We start from the raw sequence: 22207 nt of genomic DNA, 5'->3' as shown, positions 1-22207 counted from the left end.
AAAAAGTAGCGGAGTTTATCAACTCACGACACGCAGCGGGGTACCACTGAAGAAGGCTTGGGCATTTTCGCTCAGTTGGCCAACAATTCTTTGCCGTGCCTCTCGACTGCCCCAGGCGTTGTGCGGGGTCACTATCAGTCGCGGAATGTCGGCGGCCAGCAGTGGATTGCCGGCCGAGGGTGGTTCGACACTCAGCACATCGGTGGCGGCGCCTCCCAGATGACCATTGCGCAGAGCGTCGGCCAGGGCCTGCTCATCAATCAGGCCGCCGCGAGCGGTATTGACTACCAAGGCGCCGGGCTTGAGCAGGGCCAGTTCGCGGGCGCCGATAAAGTGCCGAGTGTGTTCGTTGAGCGGGCAGTGCAGGGTCAGCGCATCTACTTGTGGCAACAGATCTTCCAGGGGCAGGCGATCAGGCCGGGCCGGGCGCCCAGGGATTTGTCCCAGCACCACGCGCATGCCAAAGGCTTCGGCCAGGCGCGCTACGGCGCTGCCCAGTTCGCCATTGCCCAGCAAACCGAGGGTCTTGCCTGAGAGCTCGATGATCGGGAAATCCAGCAGGCAGAACTGCTTGGCTTGTTGCCAGCGGCCCGCGGCCACGGCCTGTTGGTAGTCGGCGACTCGGGTGGCCAGATTAAGCAGCAGCATCAGGGTGTGCTGGGCCACCGAAGGGGTGCCGTAGCCCTGGCAGTTGCTGACGGTGATGCCCTGGCTGCGGGCCGCAGCCAGGTCGACATTGTTGGTGCCGGTGGCCGCTACCAGGATCAGTTGCAGATCCGGGCAGGCGGCCAGGGTCTCGGCGGTCAGCGGGACTTTGTTGCTGATGGCCACTTGCGCCCCTTGCAGTCGTTCAGCCACCTGCTCCGGGGCTGTTTGGGCATGCACTTGCAAGGGGCTGAAACTGTCGCGCAGCGCCTTCAGATCCAGGTCACCCAAATCCAGTGAGCTGTGATCGAGAAACACGGCGCGGCGATTGTTAGTCATGAACTGTACCTTTTGCACGAGGGGTCTAAGGCGTAATCTGCCGAGCCTAACAGATGAAATAATTAGACATAAACAGGAGCCTGCATGTACCTCACCGAGTTCTTGACCGTTGCTCTCATCCATTTGCTGGCGGTGGCCAGCCCCGGCCCGGACTTCGCTGTAGTGGTGCGCGAAAGCGTGACCCACGGGCGCCGCGCCGGTACCTGGACCGCCTTGGGAGTGGGCAGCGCGATCTTCCTGCACGTGGGTTACTCACTGCTGGGAATTGGCTTGATCGTTTCCCAGTCCATCGTGCTGTTCAACGCCTTGAAGTGGCTGGCGGCGGCGTACTTGCTGTACATCGGCTACAAGGCGTTGCGCGCCCAGCCAGCCAAGCCGGCGGCGGACGACCTGCACTTGGAAGCTGGAGTGCGCACCGCGCGCGGCGCCTTCACTTCAGGTTTCGTTACCAATGGCCTGAACCCCAAGGCCACCCTGTTCTTCCTCTCGCTGTTTACCGTGGTGATCAATCCGCACACGCCTCTGGCTATCCAGGCCGGTTACGGGCTGTATCTGGCGGTAGCTACCGCCGTCTGGTTCTGCCTGGTGGCCATGCTTTTCAGCCAGCAGCGGGTACGCGCCGGTTTTGCCCGGATGGGGCATTGGTTCGACCGCACCATGGGTGCGGTATTGATCGCCATCGGCGTGAAACTGGCGTTCACCGAGATGCATTGATTGCGCTGAGCTGATTCAGGGTCGCCACGTAGTGCCGTGGCGTGTCCCCTAGCAAGCGGTAGAACATCGCGCTGAAGGCCCGGGCGCTGCCGTAGCCCAGAGAATCGGCGACGCTGTGCACGCTTTCTCCGGCCAGCAGGCGTGGCAGGGCTTCCATCAGGCGCAGTTGCTGGCGCCAGGCATTGAAATTCATCTGCACCTGCTGCTGAAACAGCCGCGCCAGGGTTCGTGAGCTGGCGCCGACCTGCTGTGCCCAGTCCTCCAAGGTATGGGGATGGTCCGGCACCTGCAGCAAGGTCCTGCAGATGGCTTGCAGACGCCGGTCCTGAGGCATGGGAATGTGCAGGGGCAGGTTCTCCAGGGCGGCAATCTCTTCCAGCATCAACTGCTGGATCAAGGGGTTTTGTGCCTGCTCGGGGCCCTGCACCGCCCGCAGGATCAACTCCCGCAGCAAGGGTGTCACCGCCAGTACACAGCATTGCTGCAAGGTCGGCGGGCAGCGTTGCGGGTCGATGAACAAGGAGCGCATGTGCACCTCGCCAACCATGAAAATCTCATGCTCTACCAGCGACGGAATCCACACGGCTCGGGTCGGCGGGATCACCCAGGCGCCCTGGGCGGTGACCACGCGCATGGTGCCGCAGGCGGCGTAGAGAAACTGCGCTTCGCGATGACGGTGAGATTCCTGGTGTTCGGCATCGGCATAGTTGCGGGGATAGGCGCTGACCGGGCCGTGGTTTGGCAGGCTGATTAACATGTCTGATCCGGTGACTTTATTGTCAGGAATGCTGTTTGTTGCCAACTTAGCATAGGCAGCACAACAACCAACCTAGCGTGCCGCCATGAATCAAGCTCGAAACGTCATCCGTTACGTCAACGCTGCCCATGTCATCGATCACATGTTCATGCTGATCTTTCCCGCTGCGGTGCTGGGCATGACCCAGGTCTTTGCCCTGGACTATGCCGCACTGATCGGGCTGTCCCTGGGCGGCTTCATCGCTTTTGGCGCCTGTTCACTGCCGGCCGGCTGGCTAGGGGATCACTGGAGCCGCCGACAGATGATGCTGCTGTTCTTCTTCGGCATCGGCGCGGCCTCAATCCTGACCGGCCTGAGTAATAGCCCGACAATGTTGGTGGTCGGGCTGACCCTGATGGGTGTATTCGCCGCCATCTATCACCCGGTAGGCACGGCGATGCTGGTGGCCTATGCGCAAAACCGTGGCCGCGAGATTGGCATCAACGGTATGTGGGGCAACCTCGGCGTGGCCTTTTCAGCATTGATCACCGGCCTGTTGGTGGCGCAATTTGGCTGGCGTTCAGCGTTCATCCTGCCGGGGATCGTGGCGATCCTGCTGGGTATCGGTTTTGCCTTGCAGGTACGCGACGAGCCGGTTCCCGTGCGTCCTCATGTGACACTCAGGGGCAAGGGCGGCCAGCAGATCTCGATGTTCCTGGTGTTCGCGGTGCTGGCCCTGGCCACGGCTACTGGCGGAGTGGTGTTCAACGCCACCACCATGACCTACCCGAAGCTGTTCCAGGAGCGCCTGCATGAGCTGTCGGCCTCGCCACAGATCCTCGGCGTGGTGGTCAGCCTGGCCTATGCCTTTGGCGCGGTGGCGCAGTTGACCATTGGCCGGGTGTTGCATCGCTTCAGCCTGAAATGGCCGTTCATTGTGCTGACCCTGTTCCAGGCCCCGCTGTTGGTGGCGATGGCCCACAGCGAGGGCTGGAGTGTGATCCTGTTGGGGGCGGCCTTCATGTTCGTGGTGTTTGGCCAGGTCACGGTGAATGACGCCATGGTCGCCAATTTCGTTGCGCCACAGTGGCAGTCGCGGGTCTTTGCCTTGCGTTACTGTCTGTCGTTCGGTGCCAGTGCCACGGCGATTCCGTTGATTGCCCTGGTGGAGCCGCGCCAGGGCTTGAGCGGTCTGTATTTGATCCTGGCCGGGTTTGCGGCACTGACCTTTGCCGCTGCACTGGCCTTTCCCCGTACTCCGGCAGAGGCGGCGGTTGGGCAAAGTGCATAAGGTCACGCGGAGCCGCCTCGATACTGGCTTGGAGCTAGTATTTGTACGGTTCCGCAAATCATTCCTTTGGCTGATTTAGCAGGCGCGCGGGCACACTAGAGTGAGTATTCTCCAGTTACGACCGAGCCGTCAGAAAAGGGATTCTTATGTTGCAGACTCGTGTTATCCCGCCCGCCGAAGGCGCCTATCAATATCCGTTATTGATCAAGCGCCTGCTGATGTCCGGCAGCCGTTACGAGAAAACCCGCGAAATCATCTATCGCGACCAGTTGCGCTACACCTATCCGACCCTGATCGAACGCGTGGCGCGGCTGGCCAACGTCTTGACTGCGGCCGGGGTCAAGGCCGGGGATACCGTAGCGGTAATGGACTGGGACAGCCATCGCTACCTGGAATGCATGTTCGCCATTCCTATGATCGGCGCGGTGATTCACACCATCAACGTGCGCCTGTCGCCGGAGCAGATCCTCTACACCATGAATCACGCCGAGGACCGCTTCGTGCTGGTCAACAGCGAGTTTGTCGGTCTGTACCAGGCGATTGCCGGGCACCTGACCACGGTAGAGAAAACCCTGCTGCTCACCGATGCGCCGGAAAAAACCGCCGAGCTGCCGAACCTGGTGGGCGAGTACGAGACCTTGCTGGCCGCTGCCAGCACCCAGTATCACTTCGAGGATTTTGACGAAAACTCGGTGGCCACCACCTTCTACACCACGGGCACCACTGGCAACCCCAAGGGCGTGTACTTCACCCATCGCCAACTGGTGCTGCACACCATGGGTGTGTCGACCATCATGGGTTGTATCGACAGCGTCCGCCTGTTGGGCACCAACGATGTGTACATGCCCATCACCCCGATGTTCCACGTGCATGCCTGGGGCCTGCCCTATGTGGCCACCATGCTCGGGCTCAAGCAGGTCTACCCCGGGCGTTACGATCCGGAGTACCTGGTGGAGCTATGGCGCCGTGAGAAGGTCACCTTCTCCCATTGCGTGCCGACCATCCTGCAGATGCTGCTCAACGCCAAGGCCGCCCAGGGCACCGATTTCGCTGGCTGGAAAATCGTCATCGGCGGCAGTGCGTTGAACCGTGCCTTGTACGAGGCCGCCAAGGCCAAGGGGATCCAGCTGACTGCCGCTTATGGCATGTCGGAAACCGGCCCGCTGGTGTCCTGCGCCCACCTCAACGACGAGTTGATGGCGGGCAGCGAAGACGAGCGCACCACCTACCGGATCAAGGCCGGGGTGCCTGGGCCGCTGGTGGAGGCGGCGATCATCGATGCCGAGGGCAACTTCCTTCCGGCGGACGGCGAGTCCCAGGGTGAACTGGTGCTGCGGGCACCCTGGCTGAGCGAAGGCTACTTCAACGAGCCGCAGAAGGGCGCCGAGCTCTGGGAGGGTGGCTGGTTGCACACCGGCGACGTGGCGACCCTGGACGGCATGGGGGTGATCGATATCCGCGACCGGATCAAGGACGTGATCAAGACCGGTGGCGAGTGGATTTCCTCCCTGGACCTGGAAGACCTCATCAGTCGCCACGTGGCGGTACGCGAAGTAGCAGTGGTGGGCATTGCCGATCCGCAGTGGGGTGAGCGTCCTTTTGCCTTGCTGGTGATCCGCGAAGGTCACGAAATTGGTGCCCGTGAGCTCAAGGAACACCTCAAACCGTTCGTTGAACTGGGGCACTTGAGCAAGTGGGCGATCCCCAGTCAGATCGCCATTGTTACTGAAATTCCCAAGACCAGCGTTGGCAAGCTCGACAAGAAGCGCATCCGTGTCGACATCAGCGAATGGCAAGCCAGTAACAGCACCTTCCTCTCCACGCTTTGAGCGTCCTCTGCCGTGCCCGCCAGGGCACGGCACGCCCACCCGGCAAGCCTTTGCCTTGTACTCACGGATTTTTCAGTCATTCTTGCCGCGCCGTTTTTCAATGGTTATGGCAAAGGGCTGTTCCAGTTCGGTTAGTGGCTGCAAATCACACTTTAGAGGGATCAAGCACTAATCCCTGCTGGATATAGTCCGTTCACGGTTTTTTCCAAGCAACGGGGCATTGCGGGGTGTTCTCACTGCGCAACTTCGGAGCTGGGGCAAGTGTCTCTGTCCCCGGTATTCGAGGCGGTCTTGGAAGAACTTACTGCCATAACAATAATGCACATGGAGTAGCGTCGATGACATCAGTAAACCAGTTCTGGCGCCGGGCGAAACTGCCTCTGGCCGTCGGTCTTGCCTCTACGCTCGCCGGGCCGGCATTCGGCGTTACGTTCAATGTCGGTGAAATCGAAGGCAGCTTCGATTCGTCCCTGTCGGTGGGGGCCAGTTGGTCGACCGCTGGACGCAACCAGAACCTGATCGGAGTCAACAACGGCGGCAAGGGCCTGTCCCAGACCACCGATGATGGTCACTTGAACTTCAACAAGGGCCAGACCTTCTCGAAGATCTTCAAGGGCATCCATGACCTGGAGTTGAAGTACGGCGATACCGGTGTGTTTGTCCGTGGCAAGTACTGGTATGACTTCAAGCTTCAGGATGAAGACCTGGACTTCAAGAACGTCAGTAATGACGGGCGTAAGGAAGGCGCCAAATCGTCCGGTGGGCAGATACTCGATGCCTTCATCTATCACAACTACTCGATTGCCGATGAGCCAGGTTCGGTGCGTTTCGGTAAGCAAGTAGTGAGTTGGGGCGAAAGTACCTTTATTGGTGGCGGCATCAACTCGATCAACCCGATCGATGTGTCGGCGTTCCGCCGTCCCGGTGCCGAGGTCAAGGAAGGCTTGATTCCGGTCAACATGTTCTACATCTCCCAGAACCTCACCGAGAACTTGTCGGCCGAGGCGTTCTACCAGTTGGAGTGGGACCAGACAGTTACCGATAACTGCGGGACCTTCTTCTCGCAGCCGGACAACATTTCCGACGGTTGCAACGACAACCTGCGACTGCTGGCCAAGCGTTCGACCATTGCGGCTACGGCACCTGGCCGAGCAGCCTTGGCTGGGATGCAGGCACGCGGCGTTGATGTCAACGAAGAGGGCGCCCTGGTGCGCCGCAGTGGCGACCGCGATGCCCGTGACAGCGGTCAGTTTGGTGCTGCTTTCCATTACAACTACGAGCCGCTGGACACTGAGTTCGGCGCCTATTTCATGAACTATCACAGCCGTGCGCCGATCTTCAGCGCCACGGCGGCACCCCAGTCGGCTTACAACATAGCCCCTGGCTTTGGCTCTCTGGCGCCGGTGTGGATCGCTGGTAACTCGAAGTACTTTATCGAGTACCCAGAGGATATTCGTCTGTATGGCTTGAGCTTCTCTACCACCCTGCCTACAGGGACAGCATGGAGCGGCGAAATCAGTTACCGGCCGAATGCTCCTGTGCAGCTCAACTCTACCGATATCCTCTATTCCGCCGTTCGGCCTTTGAAGGGGGCATTTACCAACGCCTCCCTGCTAGAGGGCGTCGCCGGGCAAGACCTCAATGGCTATCGTCGCAAGGAAATCACCCAGTTCCAGACCACCTTCACCCACTTCTTCGATCAAGTCATGGGCGCCAGCCGCCTGACCCTGGTTGGTGAAGTCGGGGTCACCCATGTCGGCGGTCTTGAGAGCAAGTCGGATGTCCGTTATGGCCGTGACCCGGTGTTCGGGCCTGGCTCCTTGCCTGCCACGGGCGGGCAGAACACCTGCCGCGCACTCAACTCCACCACCATCGCCGGTGCAGGCCCTGGCGCAGATGCCAGCAATCTCACCGCCAATTGCAACAACGACGGCTTCACCACCGCCACTTCCTGGGGCTACCGCGGCCGGGCCATCTGGGAATACCCGGACGTGTTCGCCGGTGTCAACCTCAAGCCCAACGTCGCCTGGTCCCATGACGTCAAAGGTTACTCGCCAGGCCCTGGCGGCAACTTCGAGGAAGGCCGCAAGGCCATCAGCCTGGGGCTGGATGCCGAGTACCAGAACACCTACACCGCGAGCCTGGCCTACACCAACTTCTTTGGTGGCGACTACAGCACCGTGGACGACCGGGACTTCCTCGCCTTGAGCGTTGGCGTGAACTTCTAAGCACACTGTATTTTCAGGAAGAACAACACTATGAAAATCAACAAGAGTCTGTTGCACATCGGAGTGCTGGGACTGTCACTGCTGGCCACCAGTGTGATGGCTGCCGTGTCCGCCGATGAAGCGGCCAAGCTGGGCACCAGCCTGACGCCGATGGGCGCCGAGATGGCCGGCAATGCCGCCGGTACCATTCCGGCCTGGAAGCCGCTGGCGACCAACGCCGGCACCGTGGACAGCAAGGGCTTCCTGTCCAACCCTTATGGCAGCGAGCAACCGCAGTTCACCATCACCGCGCAGAACGTCGAGCAGTACAAGGACAAGTTGGCCCCGGGGCAATACGCGATGTTCAAGCGCTACCCGGAAACCTTCAAGATGCCGGTCTATCCGTCCCATCGCGGTGCCACCGTGCCGGCCGAAGTGTTTGCCGCGATCAAGCGCAACGCGACCAGCACTAACCTGGTGTCCGGTGGCAACGGCCTAGAGCACTTCGAAACCGCGGTTCCGTTCCCGATTCCGAAAAGCGGCGTGGAAGTCATCTGGAACCACATCACCCGTTATCGCGGTGGTAGCGTCACACGCCTGGTGACCCAGGCTACGCCACAGGCCAACGGTTCCTACAGCCTGGTGTACTTCCAGGATCAGTTCGTGTTCCGCGACAAGATGAAGGACTACGATCCGAAAAATCCGGGCAACATCCTGTTCTACTTCAAGCAGAAAGTGACCGCTCCGGCGCGCCTGGCCGGCGGCGTGCTGCTGGTTCACGAAACCCTCGACCAAGTGAAGGAACCGCGTTCGGCCTGGGTCTACAACGCCGGTCAGCGCCGTGTGCGCCGTGCCCCGCAAGTCTCCTATGACGGCCCGGGTACTGCCGCCGACGGCCTGCGTACCTCGGACAACCTGGACATGTACAACGGTGCGCCAGATCGCTACGACTGGAAGCTGGAAGGCAAGAAAGAGATATACATCGCCTCCGACAGCTACAAGCTCGACTCGCCGACTCTGAAGTACGCCGACATCATCAAGGCCGGGCACATCAACCAGGACCTGGCTCGCTATGAGTTGCGCCGGGTCTGGCATGTGGTCGCGACCTTGAAGGAAGGCCAGCGTCACATCTACGCCAAGCGTGACTTCTATATCGATGAAGACACCTGGCAGGCTGCGGTGATCGACCACTACGACGGTCGTGGCCAACTGTGGCGCGTGGCTGAAGCTCATGCCGAGAACTACTACGACAAACAAGTGCCGTGGTACGCCCTGGAAACTCTCTACGACCTGCAGTCCGGCCGCTACCTGGCGCTGGGCATGAAGAACGAAGAGAAGCAGGCGTATGACTTTGGTTTCACCGCCACCATCAGCGACTTCACCCCCGCCGCCCTGCGTCAGGATGGGGTTCGCTGATCCGCTGTAAATAGAGGCCGCATCCTCGGAAATTGCCCCGACTGGTTCGGGGCTTTTTTTTGCCTATAGGATTGGGCTTCGCTCAAATGCGCAGAAGTCACTGGCAGTACGGGCGACTTTCTCGGAGTAGATTGGTTTTTGTCTCGATAAGAAAACGAAATATCACTTAATAAGTCGGAACTATCTGATCCATTTGGTCATAGTCTTTTTCGCTCGAAAGGTCGCAAAAATCTTCAACAGGTGGCCTTTTACCGCTAGTCTGCGGACATCTGCTACGCCGACAACCGTACATCAATAAGAGTTGGCCATGACTGACCTGTTTCCCCTTCAAAGGACTGACAGCGCGGTGATCCCTGCGCTAGAGGGGCGTTTTTATCGACCGCCGCTGCCTGATGGATACGTGCCGCGGCCGCGGCTTTGCCAGCGCTTGAGCGGTGGGCTGGGGGGGCGACTGTTGCTGGTCAGTGCGCCGGCCGGGTTTGGCAAGAGTTCACTGGCGGTGGAGTTCTGCCAGAGCCTGCCGGGGAATTGGCAGAGCCTGTGGCTGGGGCTGAGTCGCCGAGACAGCGATCCCGGGCGTTTCCTCGAACGCCTGTTGGCGGGGCTGCAGCAATACTTTGAGCAATTGGGCCAGCAATCCCTCGGCCTGTTGAAAATGCGTCAGCGCCACCAGCCCTTCGCTTTTGAAGAGTGGTTGGACGGTCTGCTGGATGAGTTGGCGGCTCACTTGTCCAGCAGCACTCCTTTGTTGTTGGTCCTGGATGACTATCACCTGGCCCAGGGGCCGGTGCTCGATCGTTGCCTGCAATTCTTTCTCAACCACCTTCCCGATGGCTTGCTGGTGCTGGTCACCAGCCGCCAGCGTCCGGACTGGCACCTGGCGCGATTGCGCTTGTCGCGGCAGTTGCTGGAGTTGAATGAGCAGGATCTGCGCCTGACTCATGATGAATCCCTGAGCCTGTTAGCCCGACACAGCAGTGCCTTGCGTGGCGAGGCGCTGGAAAACTTGATCCGGCGCAGCGAGGGATGGGTGGCGGGGCTGCGCTTCTGGTTGCTGGCCGCGTCCGAGGCCGGTGCCGTGGGCGCGTTGCCCCAGGGGCTGCACGGCGGGGAGGGGTTGATCCGGGACTATTTGCTGGAGGAAGTCATCGATTGCCTGCCCGCCGAAGTCCAGGCTTTTTTGTATGACACGGCGCCCCAGGAGCGTTTTTGCGCGGAACTCTGCGACGCCCTGCGTGAAGCCCATGACAGTGCCGAGATCCTCGGTTTTCTGCAGGCGCACCAGGTGTTTCTGGTGCCGTTGGACGAGCACGGGCATTGGTATCGATATCACCATCTGTTTTCCGATCTGCTGCGCACCCGGCCCACGGCCAATGCCTTGGTGCCCGCCGCCAGCCTGCACCTGCGGGCCTGTCGCTGGTTCAACGCCCAGGGATTGCTCGATGAAGCGGTGGAGCAGGCGCTGCGTGCCGGGCATCTGGATGTAGCGGCCAACCTGGTGCAGAACCTGTCGGAGGAGCAACTGCTGGCAGAGCAGAATGTCGGCATGTTACTGCGCTGGAAGATGGACTTGCCCGACAGTCTGCTGGTCAGCACTCCGCGTCTTATCGTGCTCTACAGTTGGGCGCTGGGGCTGGCCTGCCAGCTGGATGCGGCGGAGGAACTGGCAGATCATCTGACGCGTTTCCTGCCGGCGCCCTCGGCCACTGCGCAGAAGTCGATGCTGGCGCAATGGTTGGCCTTGAGCGGGATCATTGCCCGCGGCCGCGGCCAGCGGGAAAGGACCCTGGCCTATTGCAGCGAAGCCCTGGAAAGCCTGCCCCACAAACGTTATGGGCAACGCCTGATGTGCCTGTCGACCTTGTCCAACCTGGCCATTACCGACGCCGACCTGTGGCGTGCCCGTAGCCTCAATCGAGAGTCCCTGGAGCTGGCACAGCGGGTCGGCAATCCGTTGTTCGAGGCCCTGGCCCATTACGATCGGGCGCGGGTCCTGCAGGCGCGGGGTGAGTTGCTGCGGGCCCAGGAGGAAGTGCATCAGGGGCAGCGCCGGCTACAGGGTTTGTCAGTCCAGCGGCTGTACGCCGTACGGGCCCGCTTGACTCTGTATGAAGGCTATCTGCTGACCTTGCGGGCACAGCCCGAGGCCGGCCTGGTGTTGCTGCAGGCCGGGCTGGTGGAGGCCCGGGCCTGCCGTGATATCAGCGTGTTGATCGGTCATTGCGTGATCGCCAAGCAAGAGGGCCTGCGGGGCGAGTTCTCCCGGGCTTTTGCCGAGTTGGCCGAGGCCGAGCGTCTGATGCATATCTGGGATGTGCCGCCGATCTACTATCTGGCGATGATCACCCTGGTGAAGTGCGAACTCTGGCTGGCCCAAGGGCGCACTGATCTCGCCGAAGCCTGGTTGGCTCGCCTGGGCCAGACCTACACCGGCGCACAGGCGGCGGCGCCGCCGGAATTCCACCCCCAATTGCCGTTGCATATCGAATTGCAGCAGGCTCGGCTGGAGAGCATCAAAGGCGACCTGGTCAAGGCTGAACAGCGTTTGAATCAGCTGGTTGAGCATGGCCAGCACAGTGGTCGACAACTCTTGAGTGTGATGGCCTTGACCCAGAAAACTGCGCTGTTACTGGCGGCAGGGCGCGGTCCACAGGCGCGCCAGGACTTTGCCCTGGCCTTGGAGGCGGCGGTGGGGGGGGCTGTACAACCCTTCGAGGAGTTGCTCCGCAGTTATCCTTGTTGGGTGCGTGAACAATTGCAGAGCGCCGGGTCGACCGCCTTGACCCAAGCCTTGCAGGAGCGTTTGCCAGCGTTGTCCCGTGAGTCTCCAGAGCTGGGTGGTCATAACGAAACCTTGAGCTCCCGGGAGTTGGCGGTGCTGCAGTTGATTGCCGAGGGTTGTTCCAACCAGGAAATCAGCGAGCGCCTGTTCATTTCGTTGCACACGGTGAAAACCCACGCCAGCCATATCAACAGCAAACTGGGGGTAGAGCGGCGTACCCAAGCGGTGGCCCGGGCCCAGGAGTTGGGGTTGCTGGGCTAGTTACACCCTTTGCAGTGGGTTTGTGTAGCGGCAGGCGTAGGTGGTGAGCAGGCCGCACGTGTTCGCGCCTCAATGCGAACATTGCATTGCTTTGGGGCGAGCGCGGGCTGCGCCTGCGACCCGTGTACGCGGCGGGCAAGTCAGGGTTGTGGTGGGCGGGCCAGGTGCTGCTTGCAGTAATCGGCAAACAGTCGCGCCGGCTTGGTCAATTGGCCCCGCTTGAGCCACGCAGCCACCAGCCCTGAACCGGTCACTTCCTCGACGATATCCACGCACACTACCGGCTTGCCATCGTAGGAGCATTGGGAGTGGGGGCGGGTCACCAGAATCGAAAATCCGAAGCCCTGGCCCACCATGCCGCGCACCATTTCGATGGACGGCGAGCTAAAGGCAATCTGTGGCGTCAGTCCCAACTCCTCGAACAGGCTGACGAAGTAGGTCCGGCTCGGTTGCACGTCCAACAGAATCATCGGCTCCAGGCACAGGTCCCGCAGCGATACCTGAGCCTGCTTGGCATAACGATGGTCAGCGGGCAGCAGCGCATAGGGACGTTGTGGCGGCATCAGCGGCTCGGTTTCGATGGTGCCGTCCAGATCATGCTCATACAGAATTGCCAGATCGAACGCACCACCGGTCAAGCCCTGTACCAGCTCCTGCTGTTCGCCATCGCGGATGCGGATTTCCACCCCGGGATACAGTGCACTGAATCCGGCGATCAGTTGCGGCAGGTACAGCGGCGCCACGGTTTCAAAACAGCCGATGTCGATCTGCCCGGCTACCACGTCGTTGTCTGCCAGGGCGTTCTGTTCGAACTCCTTGGCCATGCGCAGCAGTTCCTGGGCCTTGCGGTAGAAGCGTGCGCCGCTGGGGGTCAGGGATACGCCCAGGGCGTGGTGGCGTATCAACAGTTGCACGCCGAAGCTGTCTTCCAGGCCTTTGATGGCGGTGGAGATCGACGGTTGGGCGATGTACAGCTTGCGTGACGCTTCGGCGACGCTGCCACATTCGACGGTGGTGATGAAGTACTTGAGTTGACGCAGGTTATAGGCGGCCACAGCAAACCTCGTTGTTTGTCCTGGCGCGGGGGAGGGAGGCGGGTCGTGGTGACCCAGGCTTGAATGCGCCACGGCGATTACAGTCCGTTCAATGCACGCAAGTTACGCATCGGCATGGCCCCCGAGCGTATTTTCTGTCCCTCAACAATACTCACAAGCGGCAGCATAGAGGGCGGTGCCTGGCCATTTTTTTCATCGCTTGCGAACACATATTTCCTCGCTTGCCGGGCTGTACCTGGACGCTGGCCCTGGTGTGAGGAACTCCTGCATGACGGCTCCTGTCTGGCTTCAGGTGTTTTCGCTGGGGCCGGCCACAACAGCTGGCGATTCCTCGAAGGGCGAAGCCGCCTCGAAATCCAGGGTGACGCTGAAGTGTTGCTGTTCGACGCTGACTTCAATCTGCCAGCCCAGTCTGGCGCACAGCTGGCGCATCAGCTCCAGGCCCAGGCCATAGCCGAAATCGCTGGATGGCTCCGCCTGCTTGGTTTCCCTGATGCGGTTGACGATGCACAGTTGCGGGTACTGGAAGCTGATTTCGACGCTGCCCTCGTCGGCGTATTGCAGGGCATTGCGCAGGAAGTTGCCGACCACGATGCGGCAAGCAGTCAAGGGCAGGCGACAAGGCTCGCTGCTGATATCGAGAATCAGCTCTATGTCCCGTTTGCCGATCAGGTAGCGGTGTTCTTCAATCAGTTCACCAACCAACCCGTTCAGGTCGATGGCTTCTTCCGGCAATGCTTCGGGAAGCTCACGGCTCATCCATAGCAAGGTTTCAGCGATGCGTTGCATGTTCAGTACCGAGCGTTCGATACGTTGCAGGGGCGGTGGCAGGACGCCGCCGGACTGTAGGGTCAGCAGCTCGATGTTGGCTTTGAGCACCGCCAGTGGGGTCCGCAGTTCATGGCTGGTGTAGCGCAGCAAGCGGCCTTCGCGCAGGCTGGCGGCCTGTACCTGCTGGACACTTTGGGCCAGCGCATCGGCTAGCATGTTGAACTCCTTGAAACTGAAGTTTGGCCGCTCACCGGATACCGCATCCGGCTCCTTCAGGGTGGTGGACCATTGGGCCAGTCGCCCCAGTGGCCGAACCAGCCACCAGACCAATAGGGCGATGATGATCAGTGCCGGAATGAACACTGCCAGGCTGATGAAAATGACGCCGTGCAGCTCTCGATCGAGGTAGGCGTCGGACAGCGGCGTCTCGACTTCACCGCCTTCTTCCTGGTCATGGTCGAGGTCGTACATGTACAGGGTCTTGCCGTCACCTAGAGGCTGGGCCAGGATCGCCCGGCCTTCATCCTGATCTTCGGAATCCAGGTCGCCGAAGACCTGGACCGCGCCGAAGGACAGGCTGGGGGGCGTGTCCAGCATCTTGCGGATGTTCTCTGGCAGCGCCTCCTTGCCGATGACGCTGGTATAGAAGTAGTTGTGTGGTGGTGGCGTGGTCGGGTCCTTCTTGTAGTGCCTGGCGAAGTATTGGGCCTCTTCCTCCATCATGGCACTGGCGGTGTAGAGCAGGCCGCGCACACTGTATTCCGGCAGCAGCCGGCTGTAGATCAGCAACACCACGGCGATCAGCAATAGGAAGCTGCCGCTGATCACCCACTTCAATCCCAGGCCGTTACGCATGTGACCTCAGCTGCATGCCAACGCCGGGAAGGGTGTGGATCAGGGGCTGACCGAAGGATTTATCCACGGTCTTGCGCAGTCGATGCATATGGACCTTGAGGGTATTGCTGTCCGGTGGTTCGTCGCCCCAGATCGCCGCCTCCAGGCGCTCCCGGGTGACCGGTTCGGGGCTGGCGCGCATCAGGCATTCCAGCAGGGTCCAGCAGATGGGCGACAGGTGCAGTTCCTGCCCGGCACGGCTGACCTTGCGGGTACTCAGGTCCATCATCAGGTCGGCGACCTGCAGGCGGCTGGCCTGGCCGCTGCGCCGCATGCTCAGGGCGCGGATCCGGGCCACCAGCTCGGCCAGCTCGAACGGCTTGACCAGATAGTCGTCGGCACCTGCGGCAAAGCTGGCGAGCTTGTCCGACAGCGCATCCAGCGAGGTGAGCATCAGGATCGGCGTCTGGCTGCCTTGCTGGCGCAACTGTGCACATAGCTGCTGGCCGTCCAACCGCGGCAGCATGATGTCCAGCAGGATGACGTCATAATGTTGGCTGAGGGCCAGGTTAAGACCGGTCTGGCCGTTGCTGGCGTGGTCACAGACGATGTCGCTGATCTCCAGGTACTCGATGACGGTATTGGCCAGGTCGAGATTGTCCTCGACCAGCAGCAGGTGAATATGCACGGGAACGTCCCCTTGGACCTTTGTCGCTCAGAGGTCCGAAGGATAGCGGAACTCGGAGCGTTTTCTGCGGGTGTTTACCTGGTGTTAACCCTCGGCTCTCTAAGCTACAGCTCTTCTTATCCACAGCGTGGCGTAGCCGTGAACCTGTCTTCGGTGGTCAAAGGAATCCTGCTGGTCTTGATTCTCCTCGGCCTGATGGCCTGTGTCCTGCCTTCCACGGCGCCGTTGGTGCGCCTTGGCGGCGGCGGCTTCCTGAGCTGGTTTCTGATTGGTCACAACGTTGAGCGGGCAAGGTCGGATCATGTCGCCAGTGCATTCTGAGGAGGGCGGCACCAGCTATACCGATCAGTTGGTGTTGTGCCTGGTGCTGATTCTTTGCGTATCAATATCAATGGGTGCCTATATCGTTCGCTTCAATGCACGCATCGACAAGCAGCGCGAACTGTCTCCCGTGCACTTGCTTGAGTGCGGCAACGGACGCGGGGCCTTTATCATCGACCCGCATGGCCGGCGCAGCAGCAGTGACAATTGTTACCTGATCGAAGAGGATGACTAACCTGTGGCCCAAGTGATTCGCCATTGAGTTCAAGCGCAAGAAACGTAGTTCTTGCGCTTGAATCCCGATTTACAGTGCGGGCGTACCGAGATGAGGACTGCGAGCCACAAGGTTCCCGGCCTTACTCCCTTGGCGGATTAAGGAGACTTAGCATGCCCTGTGTATTCAAGATAATCCCTTCCCCGGTGGGCCAACTGACCCTGGTCGCCAGGGGCATGAAGCTGGCTGCGATTCTCTGGGAGCACGAGCGACAGAACCGGGTGCGCCTTGGTCCGCTTCAGGAGGTGGGCGACCATCCGCTGTTACTGGAGACCGAGCGCCAGCTCCGGGAGTATTTTGCAGGTACTCGCGAGCGCTTTGATCTTGAACTGGACTTTGTCGGCACCGAATTCCAGTGCAAGGTCTGGCAGGCGCTGCTGACCATTCCATTTGGTGAAACCCGCAGCTACAGTCAGATTGCCCAGCAAGTCGGCAGCCCGAAGGCGGTGCGTGCAGTGGGCGCGGCCAATGGTCGAAACCCGATCTCGATTGTCGCGCCTTGTCATCGAGTGATTGGCGCCTCGGGCAGCCTCACCGGTTTCGCCGGTGGGCTTCAGGCCAAGCAGTTCCTGCTGGCGCTGGAGGGTGAGGAGACGTTGCAGCTGGCGTTCTGAGTGAGCGCTGGCGGCGAGCTGTGCCAGAATGGGCCATCGATTTCTCTGGAACCTCCCCATGGACGCCGCTACCCCCAGTCTTATCCGCGAAACTTTCCCCGTTGGCCCTTTGCAGTGCAACTGCACCATCATCGGTGATCCGCTGACCAAGAAAGCCATAGTCGTCGATCCTGGCGGCAACCCTGACATGATCATGGCGCGCCTCGATGCCCTGGGCTTGAAGGTGGTAAGTATCATCCATACTCACGCGCACCTGGATCACTTCCTTGCCTCTGGGCAAATGAAGGAAAAGACCGGTGCCACCTTGCACCTGCACAAGGACGATCAGTTCCTCTGGGATAACCTGGAGATGCAGTGCAGCATGTTCGGCGTGCCCTATACTCCGGTCCCGTCCCCGGACCGCTGGCTGGACGACGAGGAGGAGCTGGCCTGCGGTTGCGGTGTGGCCTTGCATACTCCAGGGCATACCCCAGGCTCCATGAGCTTTTGGTTTTCCGAGGCTAAGCTGCTGATTGCCGGTGACACACTGTTCAAGCGCGGGGTCGGGCGCACGGATTTGTGGGGCGGTGATCAGGCCACCCTGATGCGGTCGATCAAGCAGCGTCTTTACACGCTTGATGAAGATGCAACAGTAGTCACCGGGCACGGTCCAGATACCCGCCTGGGTGATGAAATGCGTCAGAATCCGTTCGTTAGAGCCTGATTATTTGCTCTACTGTTCACGGAATTTTTGCTGCTCTGCGTGTTCCAACGCCAGCAAAGGTCTGTTGCCAACGTCCGCTGCACCACAGAATGCAAAATGTAGGAGCTTTCCATGTTCACCTCGCGTCGTTTGATTCTTGTCGCAACTGCTGTGGCCTTGTTGTCCGGCTGTGCTTCGCCTAATCCCTATGACAATCAGGGGCAGGCCGACGGCGGCTCGTCAGGCATGAGCAAAACTGCAAAATACGGTGGCCTCGGGGCCTTGGCCGGTGCGCTGGCCGGTGCTGCCATTGACCACAACAACCGTGGCAAGGGTGCCTTGATCGGTGCTGCCGTGGTAGGTGCTTCTGCCGCCGGTTATGGCTATTACGCCGACCAGCAGGAGAAAAAGCTGCGCGCCAGCATGGCCAACACCGGGGTTGAAGTGCAGCGCCAGGGCGATCAGATCAAACTGATCATGCCGGGCAATATCACCTTCGCCACTGACTCGGCGAACATCGCACCAAGCTTCTATCAGCCGCTGAACAACCTGGCCAACTCCTTGCGTGAGTTCAGCCAGAACCAGATCGAAATCGTCGGCTACACCGACAGTACTGGCAGCCGTCAGCACAACATGGACCTATCTCAGCGTCGTGCCCAAAGCGTAGCGACCTATCTGACCTCCCAAGGCGTCAGCGGTGCCAACCTGTCCGCTCGTGGTGCCGGTCCGGATAACCCGATCGCCAGCAACGCCGACGTCAACGGCCGTGCGCAGAACCGTCGGGTGGAGGTCAATCTCAAGGCGATTCCGGGTCAGCAGTATCAACAACCTAACCAGCAGTACCAGCAGCCCTACCAGCAGTAAGGTCAGCGGTACCCGCAGTATCCCTGATCAGTCTGGCTCGACCTCAGGCACAAAAAAGCCCGCCCGATGCAGATCGGGCGGGCTTTTTAATGGCTGAGGCTAATTACTTTTTCAGGCCATATTGTTCGTCAAGCATGCCGGGGGCGTTCGGCGTCTTCGGCGCGTAGTCCCGTGGCGGTTCCTGATCCCGTGGTGGTGTCAGGCGCTCGCGTGGAGCCTGTACCGACTCCGAGTGCAGGGCGGCCAGCAGACGCTGGCGGGTCAGTTCGTCCAGGGCCAGGCGGTTGGCGCCCTCGGCGAGATGATCCTGCACTTCCTGATAGCTCTGGGTAAGCTTCTTGACCAGGGTTGCGGTGCTGTTGAAGTGAGTCACCACTTCATTCTGATAATTGTCGAAACGTTCCTGAATATCATCCAGCTGACGCTGCGTGCGGTTAGGCGCGGCATTGGGCAGCAGGCGAGCGACCAGGAATCCAATAGCGACACCCGCGACCAGGGCAAGAGTCGGCAACAACCAAACTAAGAGCGAGTGTTCCACGAGTCCTTCCTCTATAAACGGCTTTGCTTTACGTTAACGGCTCGAACCTGCGCTGTATACCGCGATTCACTCGCAATAGATTGGCACAGACCTTTGCTAGACGAGTCGACCCCCTTCGAGGTCACGGAGTTCCTTCCTTGCTAATGCGTGAAACCCCTGTAGTGATTGCCGGCCCGGTGGGCCAACTGGAAGCCCTGTATCTGCAGGTGCCCGATGCACGTGGCGTGGCGCTGATCTGTCACCCCAATCCGGTGCAGGGCGGCACCATGCTCAATAAAGTGGTGTCTACCTTGCAGCGCACTGCTCGGGATGCTGGCCTGATCACCTTGCGCTTCAACTATCGCGGCGTTGGCGCCAGCGAGGGCAGCCACGATATGAGCAGCGGTGAAGTCGACGATGCCCAGGCGGCCGCCCAGTGGCTGCTGGCCAAGCACTCAGCGTTGCCCTTGACCTTGCTGGGGTTTTCCTTCGGCGGTTTTGTCGCCGCCAGTCTCGGCGGGCGCCTGGAAGTTCAGGGCGTACAGCTCAAGCACCTGTTCATGGTGGCGCCAGCGGTAACCCGTTTGCGTGACACTGACCTGCTGCCGGAGAACTGCCCGTTGACCCTGATCCAGCCGGAAACCGATGAAGTCATCGAGCCGCAGGTGGTCTATGAGTGGTCCGACGCGCTTGTTCGCCCCCATGAGCTGCTGAAAGTGGCAGAATGCGGGCACTTTTTTCATGGCAAGCTCACCGACCTGAAAGATCTGGTGCTGCCGCGACTTTCGAATTGATAGCAGTCTGATAAGCGATTACCCATGACTACTCGTACGCGTATCCTCACCGGCATCACCACCACCGGCACGCCGCACCTGGGCAACTATGCCGGTGCCATCCGCCCGGCGATCGTCGCCAGCCGCGACAGCAATGCCGACTCCTTCTACTTCCTGGCCGACTACCACGCACTGATCAAGTGTGATGACCCGCAGCGCATTCAGCGTTCGCGCCTGGAAATCGCCGCGACCTGGCTGGCCGGTGGCCTGGATGTGGAGCGCGTGACTTTCTATCGCCAGTCGGACATTCCGGAGATTCCGGAGTTGACCTGGCTGCTGACCTGCGTAGCTGCCAAAGGCCTGCTCAACCGCGCCCATGCCTACAAGGCCTCGGTAGACAAGAACGTCGAGACCGGTGAAGACCCGGACGCGGGCATCACCATGGGCTTGTACAGCTATCCGGTGCTGATGGCTGCGGACATTCTGATGTTCAACGCGAACAAGGTGCCGGTGGGGCGTGACCAGATCCAGCACGTGGAAATGGCCCGGGATATCGGCCAGCGCTTCAACCACCTGTTCGGCCAGGGCAAGGAGTTCTTTGCCATGCCTGAGGCGCTGATCGAGGAAAGCGTTGCCACTTTGCCTGGCCTGGACGGTCGCAAGATGTCCAAGAGCTACGACAACACCATTCCGTTGTTCACCAGCGCCAAGGACATGAAGGACGCGATCTCGCGGATCGTCACCGACTCCAAGGCGCCGGGTGAGGCCAAGGATCCGGATAACTCTCATCTGTTCACCCTGTTCCAGGCGTTCGCCACTCCTGCACAAGCCAACGAATTCCGCAGCGAGTTGCTGCAAGGCTTGGGTTGGGGCGAAGCCAAGAGCCGCCTGTTCCAGTTGCTGGACGGCGAGTTGGGCGAAGCTCGCGAGCGTTACCATCAGTTGATCGCGCGTCCATCGGACCTCGAGGACATCCTGCGCACCGGTGCTGCCAAGGCTCGTACCGTAGCGACACCGTTCCTCGCTGAGCTGCGTGAAGCTGTGGGCCTGCGTTCTTTCGCCACCCAGGTGCAGGTGGCGGCCAGCACCAAGAAAAAGGCGGTCAAGGCCGCGCGCTTCATCAGCTTCCGTGAAGACGATGGCAGTTTCCGTTTCCGCTTGCTTTCTGCGGATGGCGAGCAGTTGTTGCTGTCGCGCAACTTCGCTGACGGCAAGGCCGCTGGTGCGGTGACCAAGCAACTGCAGTCGGGGCATGACCTGGATCTGCGCAGCGAAGCCAATCGCTTCAGCATCTGGCTGGACGATGCCTGTGTGGCTGACAGCCCGGACTTTGCCGATGCAGCAGCACGTGACGCGGCCATAGCTGCACTGCGGATTGCACTGACCCCGGCGCAGGACTAAGCGGAATCTTCCCGACCAAGGGCTGATTGCCATTCCCTGAGGCCGTCGCTAAAGTGGCGGCCCGTTTTTGTTGCCTTGCTAACGAATTATGACGCCCCTAGAACGATACCAAGCTGATCTGAAACGCCCGGACTTCTTCCATGACGCGGCACAGGAAACTGCTGTGCGTCATCTGCAGCGCCTGTACGACGACCTGGTCGCCGCAGACCAACACAAGCCGGGGCTGCTCGGCAAACTGTTTGGCAAGAAGGATCAGGCGCCGGTCAAGGGCCTGTACTTCTGGGGTGGCGTAGGGCGGGGTAAGACCTACCTGGTGGACACCTTCTTCGAAGCCCTGCCGTTCAAGGAAAAGGTTCGTACGCACTTTCACCGTTTCATGAAGCGCGTACACGAAGAAATGAAGACCCTGGGCGGCGAGAAGAATCCGCTGGTCATCATCGCCAAGCGTTTCTCCCAAGAGGCGCGAGTGATCTGCTTCGACGAATTCTTTGTGTCCGATATCACCGACGCGATGATTCTCGGCACCTTGATGGAGGAGCTGTTCAAGAATGGCGTGACCCTGGTGGCTACCTCCAACATCGTCCCGGACGGCCTTTACAAGGACGGCCTGCAACGTGCCCGCTTCTTGCCAGCGATTGCCCTGATCAAGCAGAACACTGAAATCGTCAACGTCGACAGCGGTGTGGATTATCGCCTGCGTCATCTGGAACAGGCGGAACTGTTCCACTTTCCGTTGAACGAGGCGTCCCAGGAAAACCTGCGCAAGAGTTTTCGGGCGCTGACGCCTGAGTGTACTCAGGCAGTGGAAAACGATGTGCTGATGATCGAGAACCGTGAGATCCGCGCAGTGCGTACCTGCGATGACGTGGCCTGGTTTGATTTTCGTGACTTGTGCGACGGTCCTCGCAGCCAGAACGACTACATCGAACTGGGCAAGATCTTCCACGCGGTACTGCTCAGCGGCGTGGAGCAGATGAGCGTCACCACCGACGATATTGCTCGGCGCTTCATCAATATGGTCGACGAGTTCTATGACCGTAACGTCAAGTTGATCATCTCCGCCGAAGTTGAGCTCAAGGATCTCTACACCGGGGGGCGGCTGACGTTCGAGTTCCAGCGGACCCTCAGCCGGCTGCTGGAGATGCAGTCCCACGAGTTTCTCTCGCGGGCGCACAGGCCGTAACCACAAGCCA

20 protein-coding genes are annotated in these 22207 nt (G+C 60.3%); 14 read left to right on the top strand and 6 right to left on the bottom strand.

Going from position 1 to position 22207, the window contains the following annotated elements; genetic code table 11:
- Window positions 1-18 precede the first annotated feature (18 nt).
- Window positions 19-984, bottom strand: a complete 966-nt coding sequence (locus GV818_RS20620; RefSeq protein ID WP_161756766.1) for a 2-hydroxyacid dehydrogenase — start codon at window positions 982-984, stop codon at window positions 19-21.
- An 84-nt stretch (window positions 985-1068) separates the two neighbouring features.
- On the opposite strand from GV818_RS20620, the gene GV818_RS20615 reads away from it, so the two are divergent.
- The gene (locus GV818_RS20615) at window positions 1069-1698 is read left to right on the top strand and encodes a LysE family translocator (RefSeq protein WP_161777373.1); all 630 of its coding nucleotides are present in this window, start codon (window positions 1069-1071) and stop codon (window positions 1696-1698) included.
- Here GV818_RS20615 and GV818_RS20610 read toward each other — a convergent pair.
- On the bottom strand, window positions 1682-2455 hold the full coding sequence (locus tag GV818_RS20610) for an AraC family transcriptional regulator (RefSeq protein ID WP_161756764.1): 774 nt from the start codon (window positions 2453-2455) through the stop codon (window positions 1682-1684). The two genes, GV818_RS20615 and GV818_RS20610, sit on opposite strands and share 17 nt — an antisense overlap.
- A gap of 85 nt (window positions 2456-2540) precedes the next feature.
- Between GV818_RS20610 and GV818_RS20605 the strand changes: the two genes are divergently transcribed.
- The 5 genes from GV818_RS20605 (at window position 2541) to GV818_RS20585 (ending at window position 12220) form a co-directional block, all read left to right on the top strand.
- Complete coding sequence (locus tag GV818_RS20605) at window positions 2541-3725, top strand: MFS transporter (protein WP_161756763.1); 1185 nt, start codon at window positions 2541-2543, stop codon at window positions 3723-3725.
- 146 nt (window positions 3726-3871) lie between these two features.
- Window positions 3872-5554 (top strand): fatty acid--CoA ligase, encoded by a 1683-nt coding sequence (locus tag GV818_RS20600; protein ID WP_161777372.1) that lies wholly within the window; start codon window positions 3872-3874, stop codon window positions 5552-5554.
- A 338-nt stretch (window positions 5555-5892) separates the two neighbouring features.
- Complete coding sequence (locus tag GV818_RS20595) at window positions 5893-7782, top strand: DUF1302 domain-containing protein (RefSeq protein WP_161777371.1); 1890 nt, start codon at window positions 5893-5895, stop codon at window positions 7780-7782.
- Between the two features lie 30 nt (window positions 7783-7812).
- Complete coding sequence (locus tag GV818_RS20590; protein ID WP_161777370.1) at window positions 7813-9177, top strand: DUF1329 domain-containing protein; 1365 nt, start codon at window positions 7813-7815, stop codon at window positions 9175-9177.
- A 307-nt stretch (window positions 9178-9484) separates the two neighbouring features.
- Window positions 9485-12220, top strand: coding sequence for a LuxR C-terminal-related transcriptional regulator (locus GV818_RS20585; protein ID WP_161777369.1), 2736 nt, complete (start codon window positions 9485-9487; stop codon window positions 12218-12220).
- Between the two features lie 140 nt (window positions 12221-12360).
- Here GV818_RS20585 and GV818_RS20580 read toward each other — a convergent pair whose 3' ends face one another.
- The 3 genes from GV818_RS20580 to GV818_RS20570 form a co-directional block, all read right to left on the bottom strand.
- The gene (locus GV818_RS20580; RefSeq protein ID WP_161777368.1) at window positions 12361-13275 is read right to left on the bottom strand and encodes a LysR substrate-binding domain-containing protein; all 915 of its coding nucleotides are present in this window, start codon (window positions 13273-13275) and stop codon (window positions 12361-12363) included.
- A gap of 288 nt (window positions 13276-13563) precedes the next feature.
- Window positions 13564-14901 carry a sensor histidine kinase gene (locus GV818_RS20575; protein ID WP_161777367.1) on the bottom strand — a complete coding sequence of 446 codons (1338 nt, stop codon included), beginning with the start codon at window positions 14899-14901 and terminating at the stop codon, window positions 13564-13566.
- Window positions 14894-15568 carry a response regulator transcription factor gene (locus GV818_RS20570; protein ID WP_161756756.1) on the bottom strand — a complete coding sequence of 225 codons (675 nt, stop codon included), beginning with the start codon at window positions 15566-15568 and terminating at the stop codon, window positions 14894-14896. The genes GV818_RS20575 and GV818_RS20570 overlap by 8 nt, the downstream gene beginning before the upstream one ends.
- A gap of 138 nt (window positions 15569-15706) precedes the next feature.
- Between GV818_RS20570 and GV818_RS20565 the strand changes: the two genes are divergently transcribed.
- The 5 genes from GV818_RS20565 (at window position 15707) to GV818_RS20545 (ending at window position 18323) form a co-directional block, all read left to right on the top strand.
- Window positions 15707-15889, top strand: a complete 183-nt coding sequence (locus GV818_RS20565; protein ID WP_161756755.1) for a hypothetical protein — start codon at window positions 15707-15709, stop codon at window positions 15887-15889.
- Complete coding sequence (locus GV818_RS20560; protein WP_161756754.1) at window positions 15870-16124, top strand: hypothetical protein; 255 nt, start codon at window positions 15870-15872, stop codon at window positions 16122-16124. Before GV818_RS20565 ends, GV818_RS20560 begins: the two co-directional genes overlap by 20 nt.
- Window positions 16125-16276: 152 nt before the next feature.
- Complete coding sequence (locus GV818_RS20555; RefSeq protein ID WP_161756753.1) at window positions 16277-16777, top strand: methylated-DNA--[protein]-cysteine S-methyltransferase; 501 nt, start codon at window positions 16277-16279, stop codon at window positions 16775-16777.
- A gap of 58 nt (window positions 16778-16835) precedes the next feature.
- Window positions 16836-17480: an MBL fold metallo-hydrolase gene (locus GV818_RS20550; protein WP_161756752.1), complete on the top strand. Its 645-nt coding sequence runs from the start codon at window positions 16836-16838 to the stop codon at window positions 17478-17480.
- A 111-nt stretch (window positions 17481-17591) separates the two neighbouring features.
- Complete coding sequence (locus tag GV818_RS20545) at window positions 17592-18323, top strand: OmpA family protein (protein WP_161756751.1); 732 nt, start codon at window positions 17592-17594, stop codon at window positions 18321-18323.
- Between the two features lie 103 nt (window positions 18324-18426).
- On the opposite strand, the gene GV818_RS20540 is transcribed toward GV818_RS20545, so the two are convergent.
- Window positions 18427-18861, bottom strand: coding sequence for a YhcB family protein (locus tag GV818_RS20540; RefSeq protein WP_011063336.1), 435 nt, complete (start codon window positions 18859-18861; stop codon window positions 18427-18429).
- 143 nt (window positions 18862-19004) lie between these two features.
- Between GV818_RS20540 and GV818_RS20535 the strand changes: the two genes are divergently transcribed.
- From GV818_RS20535 to zapE, 3 genes are all read left to right on the top strand, one after another.
- Window positions 19005-19634, top strand: a complete 630-nt coding sequence (locus GV818_RS20535) for an alpha/beta hydrolase (RefSeq protein WP_161777366.1) — start codon at window positions 19005-19007, stop codon at window positions 19632-19634.
- A 24-nt stretch (window positions 19635-19658) separates the two neighbouring features.
- A complete protein-coding gene (locus tag GV818_RS20530; protein ID WP_161777365.1) occupies window positions 19659-21014 on the top strand; it encodes a tryptophan--tRNA ligase in 1356 nt (451 codons plus the stop codon).
- An 88-nt stretch (window positions 21015-21102) separates the two neighbouring features.
- Window positions 21103-22197: a cell division protein ZapE gene (gene zapE / locus GV818_RS20525; RefSeq protein ID WP_161777364.1), complete on the top strand. Its 1095-nt coding sequence runs from the start codon at window positions 21103-21105 to the stop codon at window positions 22195-22197.
- Window positions 22198-22207: the final 10 nt, after the last annotated feature.

Source organism: Pseudomonas sp. Fl4BN1 (assembly GCF_009908285.1).
Taxonomy (GTDB): domain Bacteria; phylum Pseudomonadota; class Gammaproteobacteria; order Pseudomonadales; family Pseudomonadaceae; genus Aquipseudomonas.
The sequence above is the reverse complement of the archived record's forward strand: the minus strand, read 5'-3'. Positions and strand labels throughout refer to the sequence as shown.

Coding starts and splice junctions, on each gene's coding strand:
- GV818_RS20620 (WP_161756766.1), bottom strand. CDS start 984: ATGACTAACAATCGCCGCGCCGTGTTTCTCGATCACAGCTCACTGGAT.
- GV818_RS20615 (WP_161777373.1), top strand. CDS start 1,069: ATGTACCTCACCGAGTTCTTGACCGTTGCTCTCATCCATTTGCTGGCG.
- GV818_RS20610 (WP_161756764.1), bottom strand. CDS start 2,455: ATGTTAATCAGCCTGCCAAACCACGGCCCGGTCAGCGCCTATCCCCGC.
- GV818_RS20605 (WP_161756763.1), top strand. CDS start 2,541: ATGAATCAAGCTCGAAACGTCATCCGTTACGTCAACGCTGCCCATGTC.
- GV818_RS20600 (WP_161777372.1), top strand. CDS start 3,872: ATGTTGCAGACTCGTGTTATCCCGCCCGCCGAAGGCGCCTATCAATAT.
- GV818_RS20595 (WP_161777371.1), top strand. CDS start 5,893: ATGACATCAGTAAACCAGTTCTGGCGCCGGGCGAAACTGCCTCTGGCC.
- GV818_RS20590 (WP_161777370.1), top strand. CDS start 7,813: ATGAAAATCAACAAGAGTCTGTTGCACATCGGAGTGCTGGGACTGTCA.
- GV818_RS20585 (WP_161777369.1), top strand. CDS start 9,485: ATGACTGACCTGTTTCCCCTTCAAAGGACTGACAGCGCGGTGATCCCT.
- GV818_RS20575 (WP_161777367.1), bottom strand. CDS start 14,901: ATGCGTAACGGCCTGGGATTGAAGTGGGTGATCAGCGGCAGCTTCCTA.
- GV818_RS20560 (WP_161756754.1), top strand. CDS start 15,870: ATGTCGCCAGTGCATTCTGAGGAGGGCGGCACCAGCTATACCGATCAG.
- GV818_RS20555 (WP_161756753.1), top strand. CDS start 16,277: ATGCCCTGTGTATTCAAGATAATCCCTTCCCCGGTGGGCCAACTGACC.
- GV818_RS20550 (WP_161756752.1), top strand. CDS start 16,836: ATGGACGCCGCTACCCCCAGTCTTATCCGCGAAACTTTCCCCGTTGGC.
- GV818_RS20545 (WP_161756751.1), top strand. CDS start 17,592: ATGTTCACCTCGCGTCGTTTGATTCTTGTCGCAACTGCTGTGGCCTTG.
- GV818_RS20535 (WP_161777366.1), top strand. CDS start 19,005: ATGCGTGAAACCCCTGTAGTGATTGCCGGCCCGGTGGGCCAACTGGAA.
- GV818_RS20530 (WP_161777365.1), top strand. CDS start 19,659: ATGACTACTCGTACGCGTATCCTCACCGGCATCACCACCACCGGCACG.
- zapE (WP_161777364.1), top strand. CDS start 21,103: ATGACGCCCCTAGAACGATACCAAGCTGATCTGAAACGCCCGGACTTC.